The sequence below is a fragment of the Nonomuraea sediminis genome (assembly GCF_018531495.1).
GTDB classification, from domain to species: Bacteria; Actinomycetota; Actinomycetes; order Streptosporangiales; family Streptosporangiaceae; genus Nonomuraea; species Nonomuraea sediminis.
Genome location: NZ_JAHDTI010000001.1, coordinates 908,747 through 929,386 on the forward strand (window position 1 = coordinate 908,747; position 20,640 = coordinate 929,386).

At 72.2% G+C, this 20,640-nt stretch carries 19 protein-coding genes; 6 read left to right on the forward strand and 13 right to left on the reverse strand.

What is annotated here, in order from left to right; translation table 11 throughout:
* The first annotated feature begins 52 nt into the window (after window positions 1–52).
* Window positions 53–1,426: an FG-GAP and VCBS repeat-containing protein gene (locus KIK09_RS04285; protein ID WP_214317292.1), complete on the forward strand. Its 1,374-nt coding sequence runs from the start codon at window positions 53–55 to the stop codon at window positions 1,424–1,426.
* On the opposite strand, the gene KIK09_RS04290 is transcribed toward KIK09_RS04285, so the two are convergent.
* Window positions 1,419–1,802 carry a PPOX class F420-dependent oxidoreductase gene (locus tag KIK09_RS04290; RefSeq protein WP_214317293.1) on the reverse strand — a complete coding sequence of 128 codons (384 nt, stop codon included), beginning with the start codon at window positions 1,800–1,802 and terminating at the stop codon, window positions 1,419–1,421. The genes KIK09_RS04285 and KIK09_RS04290 overlap by 8 nt on opposite strands.
* 31 nt (window positions 1,803–1,833) lie before the next feature.
* Here KIK09_RS04290 and KIK09_RS04295 point away from each other — a divergent pair, with 31 nt between their 5' ends.
* Entirely contained in the window at window positions 1,834–2,469 is a 636-nt protein-coding gene (locus tag KIK09_RS04295) for a maleylpyruvate isomerase N-terminal domain-containing protein (RefSeq protein WP_214317294.1), read from the forward strand.
* Window positions 2,470–2,777: 308 nt separating this feature from the next.
* On the forward strand, window positions 2,778–3,455 hold the full coding sequence (locus KIK09_RS04300; protein ID WP_214317295.1) for an RraA family protein: 678 nt from the start codon (window positions 2,778–2,780) through the stop codon (window positions 3,453–3,455).
* Window positions 3,456–3,895: 440 nt separating this feature from the next.
* Here the strand turns inward: KIK09_RS04300 and KIK09_RS04305 are convergent, their stop codons facing one another.
* From KIK09_RS04305 to KIK09_RS04330, 6 genes are all read right to left on the reverse strand, one after another.
* A complete protein-coding gene (locus tag KIK09_RS04305) occupies window positions 3,896–5,338 on the reverse strand; it encodes a sensor histidine kinase (RefSeq protein WP_214317296.1) in 1,443 nt (480 codons plus the stop codon).
* Between the two features lie 374 nt (window positions 5,339–5,712).
* Window positions 5,713–6,405 carry a response regulator transcription factor gene (locus KIK09_RS04310; protein WP_214317297.1) on the reverse strand — a complete coding sequence of 231 codons (693 nt, stop codon included), beginning with the start codon at window positions 6,403–6,405 and terminating at the stop codon, window positions 5,713–5,715.
* Window positions 6,402–6,887: a hypothetical protein gene (locus tag KIK09_RS04315; RefSeq protein ID WP_214317298.1), complete on the reverse strand. Its 486-nt coding sequence runs from the start codon at window positions 6,885–6,887 to the stop codon at window positions 6,402–6,404. The genes KIK09_RS04310 and KIK09_RS04315 overlap by 4 nt, the downstream gene beginning before the upstream one ends.
* An 11-nt stretch (window positions 6,888–6,898) precedes the next feature.
* Window positions 6,899–8,134, reverse strand: a complete 1,236-nt coding sequence (locus KIK09_RS04320) for an ABC transporter permease (RefSeq protein ID WP_214317299.1) — start codon at window positions 8,132–8,134, stop codon at window positions 6,899–6,901.
* Window positions 8,131–8,862, reverse strand: coding sequence for an ABC transporter ATP-binding protein (locus KIK09_RS04325; RefSeq protein ID WP_214317300.1), 732 nt, complete (start codon window positions 8,860–8,862; stop codon window positions 8,131–8,133). The genes KIK09_RS04320 and KIK09_RS04325 overlap by 4 nt, the downstream gene beginning before the upstream one ends.
* Window positions 8,859–9,950: an efflux RND transporter periplasmic adaptor subunit gene (locus KIK09_RS04330; protein ID WP_308163908.1), complete on the reverse strand. Its 1,092-nt coding sequence runs from the start codon at window positions 9,948–9,950 to the stop codon at window positions 8,859–8,861. Before KIK09_RS04330 ends, KIK09_RS04325 begins: the two co-directional genes overlap by 4 nt.
* 147 nt (window positions 9,951–10,097) lie before the next feature.
* Here KIK09_RS04330 and KIK09_RS04335 point away from each other — a divergent pair, with 147 nt between their 5' ends.
* Complete coding sequence (locus tag KIK09_RS04335) at window positions 10,098–11,420, forward strand: efflux RND transporter periplasmic adaptor subunit (protein ID WP_214317301.1); 1,323 nt, start codon at window positions 10,098–10,100, stop codon at window positions 11,418–11,420.
* Window positions 11,421–11,450: 30 nt separating this feature from the next.
* Here the strand turns inward: KIK09_RS04335 and KIK09_RS04340 are convergent, their stop codons facing one another.
* From KIK09_RS04340 to KIK09_RS04360, 5 genes are all read right to left on the reverse strand, one after another.
* Window positions 11,451–12,941, reverse strand: a complete 1,491-nt coding sequence (locus KIK09_RS04340; RefSeq protein WP_214317302.1) for an alkaline phosphatase D family protein — start codon at window positions 12,939–12,941, stop codon at window positions 11,451–11,453.
* Window positions 12,942–13,025: 84 nt separating this feature from the next.
* Window positions 13,026–14,741, reverse strand: coding sequence for a hypothetical protein (locus tag KIK09_RS04345; protein WP_214317303.1), 1,716 nt, complete (start codon window positions 14,739–14,741; stop codon window positions 13,026–13,028).
* Window positions 14,734–16,509 carry an HSP90 family protein gene (locus tag KIK09_RS04350; RefSeq protein WP_308163910.1) on the reverse strand — a complete coding sequence of 592 codons (1,776 nt, stop codon included), beginning with the start codon at window positions 16,507–16,509 and terminating at the stop codon, window positions 14,734–14,736. Before KIK09_RS04350 ends, KIK09_RS04345 begins: the two co-directional genes overlap by 8 nt.
* Window positions 16,510–16,763: 254 nt before the next feature.
* Entirely contained in the window at window positions 16,764–17,345 is a 582-nt protein-coding gene (locus KIK09_RS04355) for an HAD family hydrolase (protein ID WP_214317305.1), read from the reverse strand.
* On the reverse strand, window positions 17,342–17,896 hold the full coding sequence (locus tag KIK09_RS04360) for a PadR family transcriptional regulator (protein WP_214317306.1): 555 nt from the start codon (window positions 17,894–17,896) through the stop codon (window positions 17,342–17,344). The genes KIK09_RS04355 and KIK09_RS04360 overlap by 4 nt, the downstream gene beginning before the upstream one ends.
* A gap of 46 nt (window positions 17,897–17,942) precedes the next feature.
* Here KIK09_RS04360 and KIK09_RS04365 point away from each other — a divergent pair, with 46 nt between their 5' ends.
* Complete coding sequence (locus KIK09_RS04365; protein ID WP_214317307.1) at window positions 17,943–18,647, forward strand: bleomycin resistance protein; 705 nt, start codon at window positions 17,943–17,945, stop codon at window positions 18,645–18,647.
* A 63-nt stretch (window positions 18,648–18,710) separates the two neighbouring features.
* On the opposite strand, the gene KIK09_RS04370 is transcribed toward KIK09_RS04365, so the two are convergent.
* Complete coding sequence (locus tag KIK09_RS04370) at window positions 18,711–19,529, reverse strand: hypothetical protein (RefSeq protein ID WP_214317308.1); 819 nt, start codon at window positions 19,527–19,529, stop codon at window positions 18,711–18,713.
* A 157-nt stretch (window positions 19,530–19,686) separates the two neighbouring features.
* Between KIK09_RS04370 and KIK09_RS04375 the strand changes: the two genes are divergently transcribed.
* Window positions 19,687–19,959, forward strand: a complete 273-nt coding sequence (locus tag KIK09_RS04375; RefSeq protein ID WP_214317309.1) for a helix-turn-helix domain-containing protein — start codon at window positions 19,687–19,689, stop codon at window positions 19,957–19,959.
* The last annotated feature ends 681 nt before the right edge of the window (window positions 19,960–20,640 follow it).

The following is a 20,640-nucleotide window of genomic DNA, read 5'->3' on the forward strand; positions in this document are numbered from 1 at the left end:
ACGTTCCCGCGGTGTTAAGGCCGGGTTGGGATGCGTTGGACATGACTGAAGCATGAACGCTCTGCTGGCCGCCTGCCTGGTCATCCCGCTGGCCGCCAACCCCTCGCACGCCGCCGCCCGCTCCTGTGGCGGCTTCCCCTCCGACTTCGACGGCGACGGGCGCGCGGACCTCGCGGTGGCCGCCCCCTACGACAACGAGCGGGCCGGATCGGTGACCGTCATGTACGGCGACGGACGCTCGGACAAGCTGGCGCAGGGCTCTCGCGGAGACTCGTTCGGCTCGGCGCTCGCGGTGGGCGACTTCGACGGCGACGGCTGCGCCGACCTGGCGGTGGGCGTTTCCGAAGAGGTCGCGGGTAAGCGGCAGCCGGGGGCCGACGGGCACGGTGCGGTGCGGATCTACCACGGTTCCGTGGGCGGGCTGCATGCCGGTGAGCGGCTGGCGCTGCCCGGTGTCCACGGCGACCGGTTCGGCGCGGCGCTGGCCGCCGGGGATTTCGACGGCGACCATCGGGACGAGCTGGCCGTGGGCGCGCCGGGTCTCGCCACCGGCGGAGGGGTCACGATCTATTGGCTCAAGGGGCGCAAGCCGTACACGATCACTCAGAAGACCGGCTGGGTGGGACAGCGCGCGAACGTCACCGACCAGTGGGGGGCGACGCTGGCGACCGGCGACTTCGACGGCGACGGGGTCGACGAGCTCGCGGTCGGCGCGCCCACCGACACCGTCACGCTGGACGGGCAGGGCTCGGTCACGCTGCTCGACCCGCATCGCCGGGAGGCCAGGCAGCTGACACAGAGCACGCCCGGCATCACGGGCAAGTCCGAGAAGTGGGACTCCTTCGGGGCGGCGCTGGCCGGCGGCGACTTCAACGGCGACGGCCGCGCCGACCTGGCCGTCGGCGTGCCCGGCGAGGGGCTCAGCGCCAACCAGCGGGAGATGGACTACGGCGACGGCACGGTCGACGTGCTGTACGGCACCGCGCACGGGCTGAGCGCCTCCCGCAGCGAGGCGTGGTCGCAGCGTTCGCTGGAGGGCGTGCCGCGCTACTACGACCGGTTCGGCGCGGCGCTGGCGGCGGCGGACCTCAACGGCGACGGGTTCGACGAGCTGGCCGTGGGCGTGCCCGGGGAGCGCGGCGTGCAGGTGCTGGCGGGGTCGAAGTCGGGCGGCCTGACCCATAAGGGCAACCTGCTGATCAAGGGCAAGGGGCGGGACTTCGGCGCCACGCTGGGCACGCTGCCCGCCACCGGCGGGCGTTACCGGCTGCTGTCCAAGCAACCCTCTTCCTACGGCCTGGTCGTGGCCTCACCGGACAACGGGACGGTCTCCTACCTGCCGCTGCGGCAGTCGTCCCGGCTGCGTCCCGGCAAGCTGCGGCCGCTGGGCACCGGGTTCGGGCTGTTCGGCTACGCGCTCAGCTGATGCGCTCGGGCTTGATCACGAAGATCACGCGTTGCTGGTCACGCCCGCCGTACCAGGGGTAGGGCTTGCCCAGGTACTTGTGGGACAGCCGCTCGATGTGGTCGGCCGCGCCCTCGGTGGTGATCTCGACCACCACGCCGCGCACCTGGAAGTAGCGTGAGGGCCTGCCCGGGTCGGAGATCGCCAGCGCCACGCGCGGGTCCCGTTCCAGGTTGCGGGTCTTGACGTGGGTGCGGACGCTGTTGATCAGCACGTGCTCGCCGTCGGTGTCGACCCACGTCTGGGTCACCTGGGGCGAACCGTCCGGCATCGACGTGGCCAGGAAGCATAGGCTGGGCCGGCGCAGCAGCTCGAGCTGCTCTTCATTGAGTATCACAACGGTTCCCACCTTACTCAGGAGTGTCGCCATGGCCGGAGTCAGGGACGATTTCCTCGCCACGGCCCGCGCGGCCGCGCTCCTGCTGCGCGATCCCGCTGTCCTGGCCGCGTGGGACGAGCCGAGCGCGCTGCCGGAGTTCAGCGTGCGCGGGCTGGCCGGACACCTCGCTTACCAGGTCCTGGCCGTCTCCCAGGCGCTCGCGGAACCTGCGCCCACCGAGCCGGTCGTGCCGCTGCTCGAGCACTACGCGCGGGTGGCGTGGATCGGCGCGGACCTCTCCGCCGACATCAACGTCCGCATCCGCGACGGCGGCGAGGCCCTCGCGTCCGACGGCCCATCCTCTCTTCTCGCGCGGGTGGACTCGGCCCTGTCGTCCCTCGAGCACGACCTGGCCGCCGCGGGCGGGCCCGTCCGGATCCCGCTGTGGGGACCATGGGCTCTCACCCTGGACGACCTGCTGATCACCCGCATGATGGAACTCGTGGTCCACACCGACGACCTCGCGGTCTCCGTCGACATCCCCACCCCTCCGGTGCCGCCGTCGGCCATGGAAACCGTCCTCGACCTCCTGACCCGCCTGGCCGTACGCCGCCACGGCCCCACCAACGTCCTACGCGCCCTCACCCGCACCGAACGCGCCCCCACTACGATCACCGCCTTCTGACTTCGCCGAGAGCGGTGTGCGGTCGGCGGGGCCAGTGCGCAACCCCGCAGTGCGGGGGCAGCTGGCGGGCGGCGGTGTCCTGGGAGCGGGGTTGTGCGGTGTGCGGTCGGCAGGGACGGTGCCCTACTCGCGGCGCGGGGGTCAGCGGTCGAGCAGCGGTGTCCTGGCAGCAGCGTTGCGCGGTGTGGGTCGGTAGGGACGGTGCCCAGCCTGCAGTGCGGGGGTCAGCAGGCGAGCGGCGGTGTCCTGGCAGCGGGGTTGTACGGACGGCGGTGTGCGGAGCGCGGTGTGCGAGGCTGGTGGGCGTGATGTTCGAATCGCTTACCACTGCGCACCTGGCTGACGCGTGCATCCGCGCGCAGGTGCCCGTCCGTACCCTCTCGCTGCGGGCCGTGACGCCGGGCGATCGGGTGGCGGGCCGGGTACGGCCTGCCAGGCATGTCGGCAGCGTCGACGTCTTCCTGGAGGCCTACGAGCTGGCCGAACCGGGCGACGTCCTGGTGGTCGACAACGGCGGGCGACTGGACGAGGCCTGCGTAGGCGACCTGGCGGTCCTGGAGGCCAAGGGCGCAGGCTTGTCCGGCGTGGTGATCTGGGGCCTGCACCGCGACACGGCCGACATTCGCGCCATCGGCCTGCCGGTCTTCAGCCTCGGCTCGATCCCCACGGGCCCCCTGAGCGTCGGCGACCGCCCCAAGGACGCCCTGGAATCAGCCACCGTAGGCCCCTGGACCGTCACAGCCGACGACCTCGTGGTAGCCGACGACGACGGCGTAGTCTTCCTCCCTGCCTCCCGCGCCGCCGAACTACGCACTCTGGCCGAATCGATCCGCGACACAGAACGCCGCCAAGCAACCCGCATCCAGTCGGGCGAGTCCCTACGCAGCCAGGTCCGCTTCACCGACTTCCTAACAGCCAGAAACCACAACCCATCCCTCACCTTCCGCCAACACCTCCGCACCATCGGCGGCGCCATCGAGGAATAACCTCCCGACTCCCCTGCATGCGCCTTCGCCACCCCATCCCCGGCACGGCGCACGGGCCGGGGCCCCAAGCGCCCACCCCTCACCCGCCTCGCCACACACCCCACCCCCGGCCCCCTCACCACCCACCACGCCAGCCCTCCGGCAACCCACCACCCCGAGTCCTGGGGTGCCCGCCGTACAAGGCGCCGACCCTCGCCGCACCACGTCCCGCCGACGCGGCGCCTGTGCCGGGCGCCGTACGCGCACGCCCGTGCCCGCCGCACCGTGCCCACCACGACGTGCCCGCCGCGACGGGCCCGTCGCGGCGTCTCCGCCGCCGGACCCCCGCCGCGCCGTGGCCGGGTCCCTCGGGTGCTCGCCGTGCGAGGGGGCGGGCTCGCCGTACCGCCTCTCAGGGAGTTAGGGGTGGGTCAGACTCCGGCAAGGGAGGTGCTCACCTGTCAGGGGGTGGGGAGGGTTATGCGGAAGAGGGCGCCTTGGCCGGGGGTGGCGGTGGCGGTGATGGTGCCGGAGTGGGCTTCTATGAGGGTGGCGGCGATCGAGAGGCCGAGGCCTGAGCCGCCGGGGCTGCGGGCGGGGTCGGCGCGGTAGAAGCGTTCGAAGACGCGTTCCGCGACCTCGGCCGGGAAGCCGGGGCCCTCGTCGGCGACCTCCACGACGGCTTGGCCGTCGAAGACGCCTACGCCGACCGTGAAGGGGGTGCCGGGTGGGGTGTGGGTGAGGGCGTTGGTGACGAGGTTGTTGAGGACCTGGGCCAGGCGCGGCTCGTCGCCCGTGACCAGGACGGGTCCCTCGCCGCCGTCGAGGCGTAGCAGGTCGATCGTGCGGTCGGGGGCCAGGGTCTGCGCGTCGATGACCGCGCTCGCGGCCAGGCTCAGCAGGTCCACGGGCCGCGGATCGAGCGGGCGGCGCTGGTCGAGGCGGGCGAGCTGGAGCATGTCCTCCACCAGCAGGCCCATCCGCGCCGCCTGGTCCTCGATGCGCTGCAGCAGCCGTACCGCCTCTGCCAGGTCCTGCTCGCCGCTCAGCCGGTAGAGCTCGGCGAAGCCGCGGATGGAGGTGAGCGGGGTACGCAGTTCGTGCGAGGCGTCGGCCATGAAGCGGCGCATCAGCTCCTCCGACCGCCGCGCCTGGGTGGCCGACTCGCGCGCCGAGACGGCCGCCGCCTCGCGTTCGCTGACGGCCTCCTCGATGCGGCCCAGCATGTGGTTGAGGGTACGGCCGAGCCGCCCCACCTCCGTGGTCGCCGGCCACAGCGGGACCCGGCGGGTCAGGTCGCCGTGGGAGATGTGGCGGGCGGTGCGTTCGATGGTGGCCAGGGGGCGCAGGCTCCGCCGTACCAGCCAGAAGCAGGCGAAGCCCAGGACGGCCAGCGTCGCGCCGCCGCCCACCACCACGATGAGGGCGAGCTGGGAGACCGTGGCGTCGACCTCTCCGAGGCTGACCGCGATGACCCGGGTGCCCTCGGGCACGAAGAAGGCGATGACCCGCCAGGCGGGGCCGCTCGGGGAGTCGACCGTGAAGGGACGCTCGGCGCGGCTGGTCACGTCAGCGGCGGTCAGCCTGGGCAGGCGGGGGGTGCTGTCCTCGGTGGACTCGGCGTCGGTCCTGATGAGGGAGCCGTCGGCGGCCAGGACCGAGGAGTGGAACAGGCCGGGGAACCTGCGTGGCTTGGGATCGGGGCGGAGTTCGAGCTTGGGCGGGCGTGGTGAGTGCCACGGGATCGTGGCGGCGTGCAGTTGCCGGTCGACCCGCTCGACCAGGTATCCGCGCAGCAGCCGCACGGCGAACAGGCCGGTCAGTGTGATGGCCAGCGTCACCAGCAGCAGGGTCGCCGTCACCAGGCGCAGCCAGATGGGGGCCCGGGCCAGATACCTCCGCACCCTGGCCAGCCGCTTCCTGACGCCCGCGAGTCCCCTCCGCCCGGCGGCCCCGCGTGTTTCCTTCCCGCCGGATGACGCCGCGGACCCACCGGAGAGCACCGGTCCGCCCGAAGCCGCGGGACCGCCCGTGACCGCAGGAGCGCCCGATTCGGTGGCCGACTCCCCAGGCGCCGACGTGGACGCGTCCGAGAACGCGGTAGGCGTACGCGAGGGCGCGGACGGGCTGGGGCGTGGGGTGGGCGTGTCAGAGGGCGGGGTGGGGTGGGGGCGCGCGTTGGGGGGCCGCGGCGTGAGGTGGGGCGCGGCGGCGGGTGGGTGGGTGTTCGGTTGTGGGGCGGCGGGGTTGGGGGCCGCGGGGTGGGTGGGGTTGGTGGTCATTCGCGTGGGGGACGGAGGATGTAGCCGACGCCGCGGAGCGTGTGGAGGATGCGGGCATCCTCGGTGTCGATCTTGCGGCGCAGGTAGGACACGTACGATTCGACTAGTCCGACGTCCGTCCGGTCGTCCGCGTTCCACACATGGTCGAGGATCTGCGTTTTGGACAGCACCCGGCCCGCGTTGAGCATGAAGTAGTGCAGCAGGCGGAACTCCGTGGGCGACAGCCTGACCTGCGTCCCGGCCCGCCAGACTTCGTGGGTCTCCTCGTCGAGCTCCAGGTCGGCCAGGCGGAGCCGGTTGGGCGGCGGCGCGCCGCGGCGGGTCCTGCGGAGCACGGCGCGGATCCTGGCGATGACCTCCTCCAGGCTGAACGGCTTGGTCACGTAGTCCTCGCCGAGCCCGAGCCCGGCGATGCGGTCCTCGGGCGTGTCCTTGGCGGTCACGAAGAGCACGGGCACGCGACGCCCGCCCGAGCGGAGCCGTCCCGCCACCGCCAGGCCGTCCAGGTCGGGCAGCATCACGTCGAGCATGACCAGGTCGGGCGCGCTCTGCTCGGCCACCCGCAGCGCCTGCCTGCCGTCGGCGGCCGTCAGCACCTCGAACCCGGCCATGCGCAGGCTCGCGGAGAACAGCTCCCTGATGTTGGGCTCGTCGTCCACGACCAGCAGCCTGGCCTCAGGTACGGTCACCTCCCGCCTCCCCCCTGGCTGATGGACACGGCCGAGACGGACCCATCGGCCGCCTTCTGCCCGCGGACCACGATCGTGCCGCCGGTCTTCAGGTCGGACAGCTTGCCGGGCCGGGCGATCTCGACCGTGGTCGCGCCGGTGGTGGTGACCTTGACCGTGGAGCCGTCCATGGTCCTCAGGTATACCTGTTCGCCGGATATCTTCTCGACCGTTCCCACAGTGGCCCCGCCGAAGCCCTGCCGCCCGCCGAAGGACTGCCCACCAGGAGACTGCCCGCCGTACCCGGAAAAGCCGGAAAAGCCGGAACGCTGACCAGAGGGCAGAGCGGACGAGCCGAAAGCCTTCTGCGCCTGGATCCCGATCAGCACCCCGGCCACCAGCACCACCGCCGCGGCCAGGGCGAGCGTCAGCCTGGACGGCCCGCGGCGCGGCGGCGCGACGGGCAGGTCGTCGGGGAAGGGCGAGGCGTCCAGCTGAGCCATGAAAACTCTCCTTACTCGTGGCGCAGGGCCTGGATGGGCCGGAGCTTGGCGGCTCGGTTGGCGGGGTAGCTGCCGAAGAACAGCCCGATGGCCACCGAAACGCCCAGCGCAAGCGCCACGGACGAGGGAACGAGCACCGGTTGGATGCCCGCGACGGTGAAGCGGGTGCCGACGAAGGCGACCAGTACCCCTGACAGCCCGCCGACCAGGCTCAGCAGTGTGGCTTCGAGCAGGAACTGGCCGAGTATGGCGCCGCGCGGCGCCCCGATGGCCTTGCGGATGCCGATCTCCCGGGTCCGCTCGGTGACGGTGACGAGCATGATGTTGGTGATCCCGATGCCGCCCACCAGCAGCGAGATGGCGGCGACCGCGGCGAGCAGCACGGTGAAGGTCCCGGTGGCGGCGCTGACGGTCTCCTGCAGCGTGGCCTGGTTGAGGATGCGGTAGTCGGCGGTCGAGGTGGCGGTGATCCCGTGCCGCTGGTCGAGGATCGCGGTGACCTCCGACTGCGCGGCGGTGGTCGTGCCGGACCCGGTGGCCTGCACGACGATCGAGTTCAGCGAGGTGAACCCCGTCAGGCTCTGCTGTACGGCCGGCAGCGGCGCGATGGCGACGTCGTCGGCGTCCTGCATGCCGGTGGACCCGGCCTCCTTCAGCACACCGACGACCGTGAACGGCACGCCGGAGATCGTGACCTGCCTGCCGACCGGGTCGAGCGCGCCGAACAGGTCCTCGACCACGGTCTGCCCGAGCACGACGACCTTGCGGGCGGCCGTCACGTCGTCGTTGAAGAAGTACGTGCCGCGGGTGACGGGCTTGTTGGTGGCCTCGAAGTAGCTGGGGTAGGTGCCGACGAGCTGGGCGATGGTGTGCGAGGAGCCCTGGTAGGCGGCGGTGGCGGAGGAGGCCCCGACCACGGGCGAGACGGTCTTGACCGACGGCGCCAGCGTCCTGTCGGTCATCGTCTTGGCGTCGGCCAGGGTCAGCTGCCTGGCCTGGGAGCGGGGCCCGTTGTTCTCGCCGCCGCGCCCGTTGAAGGTGGGTGAGATCGTCAGCGTGTTGGCGCCGAGGCGCTGGATGTTGCGCTGGATGTTGCGCTGGATGCTCTGCGACGAGCCCTCGCCGACGGCCACCAGCATGATGACCGCGGCCACGCCGATGAGGATGCCGAGCGTGGTCAGGGCGCTGCGCAGCTTGTTGGCGGCCAGGCCGCGCAGCGCGAAGCGCAGGACGTCGATCGGGTTCATCGGCCCGCCTCCGCCGGCCGCGGCGGCGGCCCGTCCACCGGCGCGCGCCTGCGGTCCTCGACGATCTCGCCGTCGACCAGCCGGATGACGCGCTTGGCGTGCGCGGCCACGTCGTTCTCGTGGGTGATCAGCACGATGGTGCGTCCCGAGTCGCTCAGCCTGTCCATGATCTCCAGTACGTCGGCGGTCGAGGCGGTGTCGAGGTTGCCGGTGGGCTCGTCGGCCAGCAGCAGGGCGGGCGCGGTCACCAGCGCCCTGGCCAGGGCGACGCGCTGCTGCTGGCCGCCGGACAGCTGGTTGGGCTCGTGGTGGGTCCTGTCGCTGAGGCCCACCTGCTCCAGCGCCTCCAGTGCCCGCTTGCGGCGCTCGGCCATGCCCAGCCCGCCGTACACGAGCGGGAGCTCCACGTTGGCGAGGGCGGTCATGCGCGGGATGAGGTTGAAGGACTGGAAGACGAACCCGACGCGACGGTTGCGCAGCACCGCGAGCTGGTGCTCGTCGAGGCTGCCGGCGTCGGCGCCGTCGATCAGGTAGCGGCCGGAGGTGGGCACGTCGAGGCAGCCGAGGATGTTCATCAGCGTCGACTTGCCCGAGCCGGAGGCGCCCATGATGGCGACGTAGTCGCCGCGCTCGACGTCCATGTCGACGCCGCGCAGGGCCTGGACCTTGGCGTCGCCCTCGCCGTACTCCTTGACGAGGTCGCGCACGCGCAGGACGGGAGCGCTCATCGGCCGCCTCCCGGGCCGGGCCCGCCGCCGCCGGGGAAGAACCGGAACCCGTTGCCGCCGGTGGTCGAGGTGGCGGGCGGGACGAGCTGGTCGCCTTCCTGCACGCCGGACTTGATCTCGGTCAGCGACGTGCCCTTGACGCCCACCTCCACCGGGGTCCGCACCTGCTGGCCGCCCCGCAGCAGAGTGACCGTAGTCTGGCCGCCGGCGGTGGAGACCGCGGTGGAGGGGACTGCGATGACGTTCTCCGCCCTGCCTGTCTCCACCTCGACGGTGGCGGTCTGGCCGAGCCGTACCCGGGCGGGCACCTTGGTGAAGGAGATCGTCACCGGGTACTGGACGACGTTGTCGCTCGTGGCGGCCGTCGGGTCGATCTGGGTGATCTTTCCGGTGGCGGTGACGCCCGGCAGCGCGTCGAAGGTGACGGTGGCCTGTTCGCCGACCTTGAGCCCGGCCACGTCGGACTCGGTGAAGGAGCCGACGAGCTGCAGCTTGCCGGTGTCGGCCAGGTCGATGAAGCCACCGGAGGCCGTCTGCGTCGAAGCCTGAGCGGTCTGTCCTGACTGGCTGGACTGCGCGGATGAGGATCCGCCGACGCTGCCGTTGACCGCGGTGACCGTGCCGCTGAAGGGCGCCCGCAGCACCGTGCCCTGCACCGCGCGTTCGGCCTCCCGGTAGCCGTTGCGGGCCTTGACGTAGGCCGCGTGCAGCTGGGCGGTGGAGGTCCCGTCGTCCTGCGCGCTCTGGTAGGAGGCCTGGGCCGCCGACAGGCTGTCCCTGGCCGCGTCGTCGTCCACCTTGGCCAGGATGTCGCCCTTGGACACGGTGTCCCCGGCCTTGACGTAGATCTTCTCGACGGTGCCCGAGGTGGCGAAGTTCAGCGAGCGGCTGCGGGAGCTCTCGATCGCGCCCGAGGCCGACACTGCGGCCACGACCGCGCCGCGGGTGGCGGTCACGGTTCGCACGCTCGTCCGGCCGGCCGCGCCTCCCGTGCCGAGCTGGGCGTAGGCGAGCGCGAGGCCGCCCAGCAGGAGCACGCCGAGCGCCCCGTTGGTCATCAGCGCTCTGCGCCTGGTCGACACCTTCACAGCCGGTGACCCTGGCACACCAGACTGGTGCGCAGCCGGGAGTCGGCTGAAGGTTCGCTGACAGCCCCGCCCGCCCCCGGCCGCCCACAGGTAACTCTGAGTTCGCTCGCAGCCCGCCTCGATCCCTGCCCGGCATGCTGGTCGCCCATGAAGCTGATTACGGGCGGGCTCGCGCTGGCGGTCCTGGCGGCCGGGTCGGGCCTGGCGTTCGCGATGCGTGACGACTCGCCGCCGCCCGTCCAGGTACGGCTGGCCACCGCGCAGCGCGGCACGGTCACCTCCACGGTCACCGCCGCGGGGAACACGGCCGACGGTTCCCGCCGCGACCTGGCCTTCGGCACGCCCGGCACGGTCACCAAGGTCTACGTCAAGGTGGGCGCGCACGTGCGCAAGGGCCAGGTGCTCGCCCGCACCGACAGCCGCGCCGCCCGCGAGTCCTACACGGCCGCGGAGGCCGACGTCAGCGCCGCCCGTGAGGCGCTCGACAACGCCTGCTCCAGTACGGCGGGCGGCGCCCTCGGCCCCTCCTCCCCGCCCCAGACAGAGCACCCGACGCAGCCCCCGACCCTGGCTCCCACCGACGAGCCGGAGCCGCAACCCACGGTCACCGTCACCGTGACCGCCACGGAAACCGTCACCGTCACGGCCACCCCGAAGCCGTCCGCGACGGGAAGGCCCACGCCGACGGGGAAGCCCACCCCCAAGCCCTCAGGAACGGCGAAGCCGGCCGTCCGTCCCTCAGGCAAGCCGTCCACCCGCCCGTCAGGCAAGCCGAGCGCCCGCCCGTCAGGGCAGCAACCCACCGGATGCGCGAAGGGCGCCCTCACGCCGGACCAGGCCCAGGCCAACCTCGACCGCGCCGAGTCCGCCCGGGAGCAGGCCGCCGACCAGGTGCGCGGCGCCAAGATCGTGGCCCCCGCGTCAGGCACCGTCCTGTCGCTGGCCGCAGGGGCGGGCGACGCCTCGGGCAGCGGCACCTTCGTCAGCCTCGGCGACCTCAACGAACTCCAGGTCGAGGCCATGGTCACCGAGTCGGACGTGAACCGGCTCAAGCTCGGCCAGCACGCCCAGGTCACCCTGGCCACCAGCCCGTCGGACGCCCGTCGCGCCACGGTCACCCGCATCGCGCCGACGGCCACGGTCTCCGACCAGCTCGTCCGCTACTCGGTGACGCTCTCCTTCGACGCGCCGCCGAAGGGCCTGATGCTGGGCCAGACGGCCGCGGTGTCGATCACCACGGGCACCGCCGAGGACGCGGTCTACGTCCCCGCCCAGGCGGTCCACCCTCGCCAGGACGGCAGCTCGGAGGTCACCGTGCGGGCCGCGGGGCGGGACACGGCCAGGGCGGTGCGCACCGGGGTCCGCTCGGACCAGTACGTGCAGATCACCGACGGGCTCGCCGACGGCGACCAGGTGGTGCTGCGGAGCGGCACGTCAGGGGAGTTCCCCGACGGCTCCTGGCCGGATTGAGCGGATCTTCAGCGACTTCACAGGCGGCTCTCAGGCTTGCTCGGCCGGGATCACGACGGTCCTGGCGGTCTTGGCGGGCGCGCCGCGGCGCGAGATGTAGTCCAGGGTCCTGAAGTCCACGGAGATCTCGGACGCGGTGAGCCTGCCGTACAGGTAGCCGCGCCGCTGGTCGATGAAGGAGATGTGCGGGTTCTCCGCCAGCGCCTCGGCGATCCACGTCTTGTCCCGGTAGCCGTCGCCGTCGCTGGCGATGGAGGTGGTGACCAGTTCCTTGGCCACGACGGGCGAGTCGGGGTCGTCGAAGTCGGTCTTCAGGTCGGCCAGGTGGTGCATGTGCGCGTCGCCGGTCAGCACGACCGGGTTGGAGGTGGCCGCCAGGTGCCCGAGCACCCTGGTCCGCTCGGCGGCGTAGCCGTCCCACGAGTCGAGGTTGACCTCGCGGCCCGGCCCCACCTTGTAGTCGCGCTGCGCCATGAGGATCTGCTGGCCGAGCAGGTTCCACCGGGCGTCGGAGCCGCGCAGCCCCTCCTCCAGCCAGCGCCACTGGTCGGCGCCGAGCAGCGTCCGCCTGGCTGACAGCCGGTCGTCGCAGCCGGCCCGCACGCCGTCCATGCAGGCCTGGTCGTCGCGGAACTGCCGGGTGTCGAGCAGGTGGAAGCGCGCCAGCGTCCCCCACGAGATCCGCCTGTTCACCCTGAGCACCGCCCCCTGCAGCGCGGTACGGCGCAGCGGCATGTTCTCGTAGTAGGCGCGGAACGCCTCGGCCCTGCGCCGCTTGAAGTCGGGGGCGAAGGTGCTGGAGATGCCGCTCGCCCAGTTGTTCTCCACCTCGTGGTCGTCGAAGACGACCACCCAGGGCGCGACCGCGTGGGCGTGCTGCAGGTCGTGGTCGCTCTTGTACTGCGCGTGCCGCAGCCGGTAGTCGGCCAGCGTCGCGCACTTGCCCGGCGTGTGGGTGCGCACCCGCCCGGCCAGCGCCGTGTAGCCGCTCGGCCCGTACTCGTACATGTAGTCGCCGAGGAAGACGACCAGGTCGGGCTCCTGCTCGGCCAGGCGCCGGTAGGCGGTGTAGTAGCCGTGCTCGTAGTGCGCGCACGCCGCCACGGCGAACGCCAGCGGCGAGGCCCCGCTCGGCGCGGTCCTGGTACGGGCGGCGGGCGAGAGCCGTCCTTCGGTCTTGAAGCGGTAGAAGTAGTCGCGCCCCGGCTGGAGCCCCGCCACCTCGACGTGCACGCTGTGCGCGTCGGCCGCCCTGGCGGTGGCCGTGCCGGACTTGACGATCGTGGCGAAGCGCTCGTCGGCGGCGACCTGCCAGTCGACGTCGAGGTCGCGCCCGGGCATGCCGCCGCGGCCGTCGCCGGCCAGCGGCTGGAGGGCCAGGCGGGTCCACAGCACGAACCCGTCGGTGGACGGGTCGCCCGAGGCGACGCCGAGCGTGAACGGGTCCGCGCTCAGCGCCCTGGTCTTGGGGGTCGGCAGGAGGAGAAGGGACGCGGCTGCGAGGAAGGATCTGCGGTCCACGCTCCAGGTATGTCCGTCTCCGCTGACACGGCCATGACCCCTGAGTCAAAGGTGGATGAACAACGCCAGTCGGGTCATCTGACGTCAGTCGTCCTGCTGCTCGATCCACTCCCTCGCCACGCGCTCGTCCTCGGCCAGCTCCTCGAGATCCCCGGCGGCCGCGTCGCCCGCGGCGGCCAGCGCGGCTCTGGCCCGGTCGTAGGCCGCCATGATCTCCTGGCTGTCGTCGGTCGCGTAATAGACCGACTTGGCGTGCCTGGCCAGCGCCCGCCCGGCGGCGAGCGGGTCGCCCTCGGCGTCGAACAGCCGCGCGGCGCGGTCGAAGGCCTCGGCCGCCTCCTGGTCGCGGTCCAGGTCGCTGAGCAGCTCGGCCGCCTCGAGCAGGTCGGCGCCCCGCGCCAGCCCGGTGTAGGCGGCGACGGCGCCGTCGTGGTCGCCGAGCTCGCGCAGCGCCCGCGCCAGAGTACGGCGGGCCCTGGCGACCGCGTCGGTCTCGGAGGCGTCGAGCAGCGCCAGCGCCTCCTCGGCGGTCTCGGCCGCCTCGTGCTCGCGCCCGTCGTCCAGGTAGGCCTGGCAGAGGTCGGCCCTGGCCAGGGCGGCCTTGCGCAGGTCTCCCCTGGCCGTGAACCCGGCCACGGCGTCGGCCAGGTCGTCCACGCCGCCGGCCCGTCGCCAGCTGGCGTCGGGGTCGCCGCCAGGGTCGCGGCGGGCGTGCGGCACCAGCGGCAGGTACTCCACCAGCGGCTCGGCGGCCAGCGTCCGCTCCAGCCTGGCGGTGTTCACGGTGCCGCCGTTGCGGGCGTCGAACCTGGCGGCGATCGCGCGCGCCCCGGCCTCCAGCTCGGCGCGCAGCTCCCGCACGGGCACGTCGCGCTCGGCCCGCCGTACGGTCAGGTCCGCGTAGCCCGTCTCCTCCAGGCGGCGCAGCACCAGCGCGGCGCCCGACATGAAGCGCCGCGCCGCCGCCGGCGAGGGCGCGCGCTCGAGCAGCGGCAGCTCGCGCCGCAGGATCTCCAGGCCGCGCGCGTGGTTGCCGGTCAGCGCGAGGAACTCCAGATGGTCGCCGAAGTCGTCGAGGTAGCCGGGCTTGCCCTGCACGATCCGGTAGGCCCTGCGGTGCGCGGCCGCGGCCTCCTCCAGGCGGCCCGCGCGGACGTAGGGCAGGAGCAGCGTGCACAGCACGCCCTGCGGCTGGGAGCTGCAGGTGATCTCCCCCGCCAGGACGGGCCCCGCGGCTTCGACGGCCTCGGCGTCCCTGCCCAGGCCCGACAGCACGTACGCGCGCCCGCTCAGGTCGCACGCCTCGCAGTCGGACAGGTCGTCGCGCGGCGTCGTCTCCCAGCGGCGCAGCCACGCCCGGGTCTCGTCCTCCTCGCCCAGGTGCCAGGCGATCAGGCAGCGCTGGGCGTGCACGGCGTGCAGGGTGCCGCCCGCGATCCGGTAGCGGCGTTCCATGTCGTCGAGCGCGTCCATGGCGCGTGACAGCGGGATCTCGGGGAACTTCCGCATGTCGTTCATGATCCACTTGAACTGCCAGAGCAGCCGCCAGGCCTGCCACTCGCCGAACGAGCCGGGATTCGCGTCGTAGGCGGCCACGTTGCGCGAGAACGTGGCGAACGACTTGGCCGGCTCACCGCCGTGCTGGTAGGCGGCCGTCAGGTCGAACCTCGCCTCGACGATCAGCTCGGCGTCGCGCCCGGCCTCCGCATCCTTCAGCGCCCGCTCCACCAGGATCGTCCTGGCCTCGCCGTACGGCATGCCGCCCGCCCGCGCGAGCAGCGCCTTGACGTCCTCAGCCACGCTCCTCACCCCCGACGGCCCAGTCGAGCAGGCCCAGGAAGGACCTGTTGAGCGCCGCGGAGTCGGCGGGACGCAGCGGATGATGCCCGTGCAGCAGCGCCATCCCGTACAGCGCCTGCACGGCCGTGGCGGCCAGCGACAGTTCCGGCAGTCCTGTGACCCGGCGAACCAGCGGGTTGCGGTGGTTCAGCACCAGGCGGGGCCGGTCGGCGGCCATCGTGCGCTCGAGCGCGCCGAGCACGTCGGCCCACAGCTCGTCGCCGGCGTCCCTGGCCTCGCGCAGCTCCGCGTGGTGCTCGGCGGCACGGCTGGTCAGGTAGAGGGCGGGCAGCGAGGCGGGATCGAAGTCGCGCAGCACGACCTCGCACCCGAGCGGGTCGAGCGCCTTGGCCGCCGCCTCGAGGAACGGCCGGGCGGCCAGCTCCTCGCGCGGGTCCACCGGGCCCAGGTGGGTGGCCAGGTCGGCCGGGTCGAGGGGTTCGAGCCGGGCGTCGGGGTCGATCCTGGCCAGGCGCTGGAGGATCTCGCTGTCGTAGACGTAGCCGCCGTTGACCAGGCCGACGCCCTGCGCGCCCGACACTGCGGCGAGCTGGCGGAACTCGTCGACGCTCGCGGTGTAGCGGCCGCCGGGGTGGCGGGTGCGGAACTGGGCCAGCGTCATCGGGCCCGCGCTGGTCTCGAACTCCAGCCAGCGGTCCACCAGCCTGAGCATGTCGTCGTCGTGCAGGGCCAGCGCCTTGACGCCCAGGTGGTGCAGGCGCAGGAAGTCGCGCAGGCCGTCGGGGTCGGTCTCGGCCAGCCGTACCAGCCACAGCCGCAGCGCGCGGCCCAGCTCCTCGCGGGTGTGGTCGAGCAGGTCGTCCTCGTAGAGCGCCTCGCGGCTGGCGGTGGGGCGCAGCTCGGCGGCGTCGACCACGCAGCGGGCGAAGAACGCCCAGTCGGGCAGCAGCCCGTCGGCTCGCTCGGTGAGCAGCATGCGCTTGAGGTAGACGCGGTGGGCGCCGCGCACGGCCGGGTTGGCGGGGCTCGGCAGGATGAACGCGACGCCCGTCAGGCCCGCCTCCTTGACGTGGAGGTCCACCAGGTCGAGCGGGCGGAAGCCGAACAGCCGCTCGCCGTGGTCGAGCAGGGCGTCCCGCCTGGCGTCGGGCGTGGCGTGCCGCTCCGCCCACGGCAGCGCCTCCAGGGTGGTGCGGCGGCCGTTCACCGTGACGTCGATGGGCAGCAGGGAGCCGTACAGCTCGGCCAACTCGGTGACCGTCCGCGCGGTCACCCACTCGCCGGCGTCCTGCCTGGCCCGCAGGGTGACCGTGGTGCCCGGCTCGTCGCGCTCTGTCTTTGTGACCTGGTAGCGGCCATCGGAGCGGCCGGTCCACAGGACGGCGGGGCCGCCCTTGGCCGAGCGGGTCTCCACCTGGATCTCGTCGGCCACCAGGAATCCGGACAGCAGGCCGATGCCGAACTGGCCGAGGAACTCGTGCCGGGCGAAACCGAGCTCGTCGCGCTTGGAGGAGCGCCCGATCGTGGCCAGCAGCGTGTGCACCTCGTCCTCGGTCAGGCCGATCCCGGTGTCGCGCACCTCGACCTCGCCGTCGCCGACGCGGATCTGCACCCTGGCCTCGGCGCCGGGCTCCTCAGCACGTCTGGCCGTGATCGCGTCGGCCGCGTTCTGCAGGAGTTCTCGGACGTAGACGCGGGGGCTCGAGTACAGGTGCCTGCTCAGCAGGTCTACGACGCCTCGTAGGTCGACTTGGAACGCATTCTCCACCCGCGTCACCATAAATCACATAACCGACACTCTGCCCCTGATTTCCCCGCACCACGCCCTGCCCCGCCACCGTGCCACGCCCTGCCCTGGCTACCGTGCCACGCCCTCCCCTGGCCACCGTGCCACGCCTATCGGGCGCCGTAGCGGCGGGTGAGCATCCCCGACTCGCCAGTAGCGCCGGTCGCGGGCCCTCAGCCGGAGTACGGCGGGCGGCCGGTGGAGCGGCCCGCCGTACAAGCGCCTAAAAAGGAGGCCTAAAGAGAAAGCGCCGCGCGGAGGGAGGGCGCGTCGGTGAAGTGGTGGGCGGTGAGGCCGGCGCGCTCGGCGCCCTCGACGTTGTCCTTGCGGTCGTCGATGAAGACGATGTCGGCGGGGGCGGCGCCGAGGCCCTCGGCCAGGGCGGCGTAGATCTCGGGGTCGGGCTTCACCAGGCCCATGCGGGCGCTGTAGAAGCGGTGGCCGATGGCGGCGATCCAGGGCAGGCGGTCGAGGCCGTCGGCGATGCAGGCGGGGGCGTTGGACAGCAGGGCCACGCCCGAGCCCCCGGTGAGCAGCGCGTCGAGGATCGCGACCGTGCCCTCGTCGGGGTGCGACCAGCTGGCGACGTCCAGCTCGACGAGCCTGGCCACCTCGGCCGCCGTCGCGGGCCGGCCGAGCACGGCGCTCCAGTACGTCTCGGGCGTCAGCGTGGCGCGGTCGAAGTCGAGGCGGTGGTCCCAGTAGCCGCGCTTGAACGTCTCCGGGTCGGCGCCGACTGCTTCGGCCATCGCGTCTGCGTCGGACTCCGGCTGCGGCAGCGACAGGACGCCGCCGTAGTCGAACACGGTCCACCTCATGCAGGCTCCCCTTCGAATCTGTAGGCTCCGGCCTCGATCCGCCGGATGAGGCCCCGGGTCCAGTCGGCACCCGCGTCGGCCGAGTGGACCCAGAGGTTCATGATCTCATCGATGTGGTCGGCGGGCTCGGGCCCCTGGTAGTAGCGGGCGACGGCGGCGTGCCAGGCCTCCAGTCCCTGCACGCGGCGTCGCAGCAGGTCGAGTACCTCGTCACGTGACAGGTCGACGATGAAGCCGAGCGCCGCCGACAGCACGTCCAGCTGGGTGTCGAAGGTGGACAGCGCCGTGCGGAGCAGGGCGAAGTACTCCTCCTCCCCCTTGCCGGTCAGCTCGTACTCGGTGCGCGGCGGGCCGGTCGTCGAGGGCGCCGTGTCGTGGGCCAGCAGGAGTCCCTGCTTGGCCAGTTGCTTGAGCGCGTGGTAGATCGAGCCGGGTTTGGCGTTGGACCACTCGTGCGCGCCCCACGACTCCAGGTCGCTCCGCACCTGGTAGCCATGGGTCCGGCCGTGCCGGCGCACCGCGCCGAGGACCAGGAGCCGGATCGCCGACATGCCCTTCACCGTATCGGTAGTCAAGTTTGACTAGTAGGCTCGGGGCATGGCTGAGAAGTTGTCCGCGATGCTGCCGTGCCCCTCGATCCGCGAGATCGTCGACTTCTACGAGGCGCTCGGCTTCTCACTCACCTACCTGCAGGAGCGTCCCTACGGCTACGCCGTCGTCGCGCTCGGGGAGATCGAGCTGCACTTCTTCCCGATCAAGGGCTTCGACCCCGCGGCCTCCTACGGCGCGTGCTACATCATGACCACCGACGTCGACGACCTCTACCGGCGCTTCCGCGAGGGGCTCAAGCAGGCGCTCGGCCGGGTGCCGACGCGCGGGATCCCCCGGATCGGCCCGCTCAAGAACACCGCTTACGACGTCCGGCAGTTCATCATGGCCGACCCCGGCGGCAACAGCATCCGGGTCGGCCAGCCGATCCCGTCCGCGCCGCCGCCCACGGATCCCGTGGCGCGGGCGCTCAGGCTCGCCTCGCTCCTGGGCGACTCCAAGGAGGACTACCCGGCGGCGGCCCGCATCCTCGACCGCCTCCTCACCGGCGACGCCCTCCCGGCGGCGGACCGGGTCCGCGCCCTCATCCTCCGCGCCGCCATGGCCATGCACCTCGCCGACCCCACCCTCGCCACCCACCTCCTCAACGAAGCCACCCAGATCCCCCTGGACACTCCCACCCGCCAATCCCTGACCGACGACCTGACCCGCGCCCAAGACCTCCGCACAACCCTCAGAGACCTCCCCTCATGAGCAACGACCAGCCCTCACCACCACCCACACCCCGGCCGAGAACCCGCACCCCGGATCGGAGGGCTAGGCGAGGAAGGGCTGGAGGTAGGGGGTGAGGGCGGGGCAGCCGAGGTACTTCTCGGCGGTGTGGAAGTCGATCCAGTCGAGGTTGACGAGTTCCTCGACGTCGATGCCGTCGAAGCTGTCCCGTAGGTCCGGGGGGATGGCGGCGATGTCGTCCTTGTCGGCGATGTTGACCCAGCGGCCCACGCCCTTGGGACGCTCCCCGCGGCCGTTGATGGGCGCCGGCAGGAGGCGTTCGAAGACGACGTTGCGCATGCCGAGCGGGCTGCCGAGGGTGATGAGGAGGTCGACCTGGAGATCCGGGTTCGCCCACAGGGTCTCGTAGGTGACGACGCTGCCGAGTGAGTGCGCGATGAGGACCTTGGGCTGGTTCCGCCGGATCACGTCGGCCACGATCGCCTGGGCCTTCTCGCGCTTGGCCGGGTTGGTCAGGTAGGCGGCCACCTCGGGCGCGAACAGCTTGGCGAACGAGGCCGACCTGCTGTCGAGCTTGGCCAGCAGCCAGCCGGTGAACGCCTTGAGCGACCGCGTCAGATCCTCGCCGAGCCCCAGGTGCTTGGCCCAGTCGATGAGGACCTGGTGGGTGGGCGCGTCCATGGCCGCGAACCCCAGTGGGTGCCCGCCGGCGGGCCCGTCGTGCAGGACGTGGGCGTAGTAGGCGACCTCGCTGAAGTAGTCCTCGGTCTCGCCGCCCTGGGAGACGTGCAGGTAGCGGTCCCATTTCTGGCGCATCGCCTCGGCCGCGCCGCCGACCGACTGGCCCGCCTCCATGAAGTACTTGTACTTGCCGATCCCATGCACGCCGACGATGCCCGCCATTACGGCCTCCCCACCTTGATCCGTAATTTCACGCGATAGTGACATACGCCACTTGCATCCGGACGTCAACCCGCCTGCGGGGCTTTAGGCTTGCCTAAAGGTTTAGATAGAGCTAAAGTCAAGGCATCGAGAGCTGACCGGCGAGAGCGAGCCCGCTATGGCCTTCCGTCGCAACACCCCGGACGTCGACACGGGCAGGCCAGGAGGCCTCACCGCGGAAGTGGTCGACGAGATCACCTGGTACATGCGGGAGCACAAGATCACACGCGCGGATCTGGCGGCGTCCATGCACGTGTCTCCGGGCCGGGTCAGCCAAATCCTCTCGGGCGACGAAAACCTCACCCTCAAGACACTCAGCGCCGTCATCGACGCCCTCGGCGCCCGCCTCGACCTCACCCTCACCGACCTCGAGCCCCCAGACCTGACCTAGCTTCGCCCACCGCACGCCAAGCCCCCTTCCTCACACCCAAAGGCCTTTCCCTGCTACGGCGAGCTTCGTGCGCCCACACAGGCCTTTCCCTGCTACGGCGAGCTTCGTGCGCCCACGCAGGCCTTGCGCTGTTACGGCAAGCCGCCCCACCGGCCGCCCGCCGCACTTCGGCTGAGGACCCGCGACCGGCGCTTCCGGCGAGTCGGTGACAGTCACCCGCCGCCACGACGCTTCCTTCACCGGGCACCGTGGCTCCACCGGCCCCACCGTCCATGGCGCCGAACCCCACTTGCACACCACCTCACCGCCCCGGCGCCTGCAAGGCGACCCGCGGGCTCTCTACTCCCCGAGCTCACCGCGTCCCGAGACGGGTCCCGTGGTGCGTTGGGTGATCGTGGTGTCGTGGCCGGCCGGGGCGTGCCGTGGTTGGGCTGGGGACCGTGGTGCCTGGGCTTCGGGCGTCGTTGCGGTGGGTGAGGTGGCCCGACTCGCCGGAAGCGCCGGGCGCGGGCCCTCAGCCGAAGTGCGGCGGGCGGCCGGTGGGGCGGCTTGCCGTAACAGCGCAAGGCCTGCGTGGGCGCACGAAGCTCGCCGTACGGAAGAAGATCCCGCGACACAGGACAGGGCTATGGGCGGCGGCTCGCCGTACAGGAGACCTCGAGACAAGGCCGTACAGAAGGC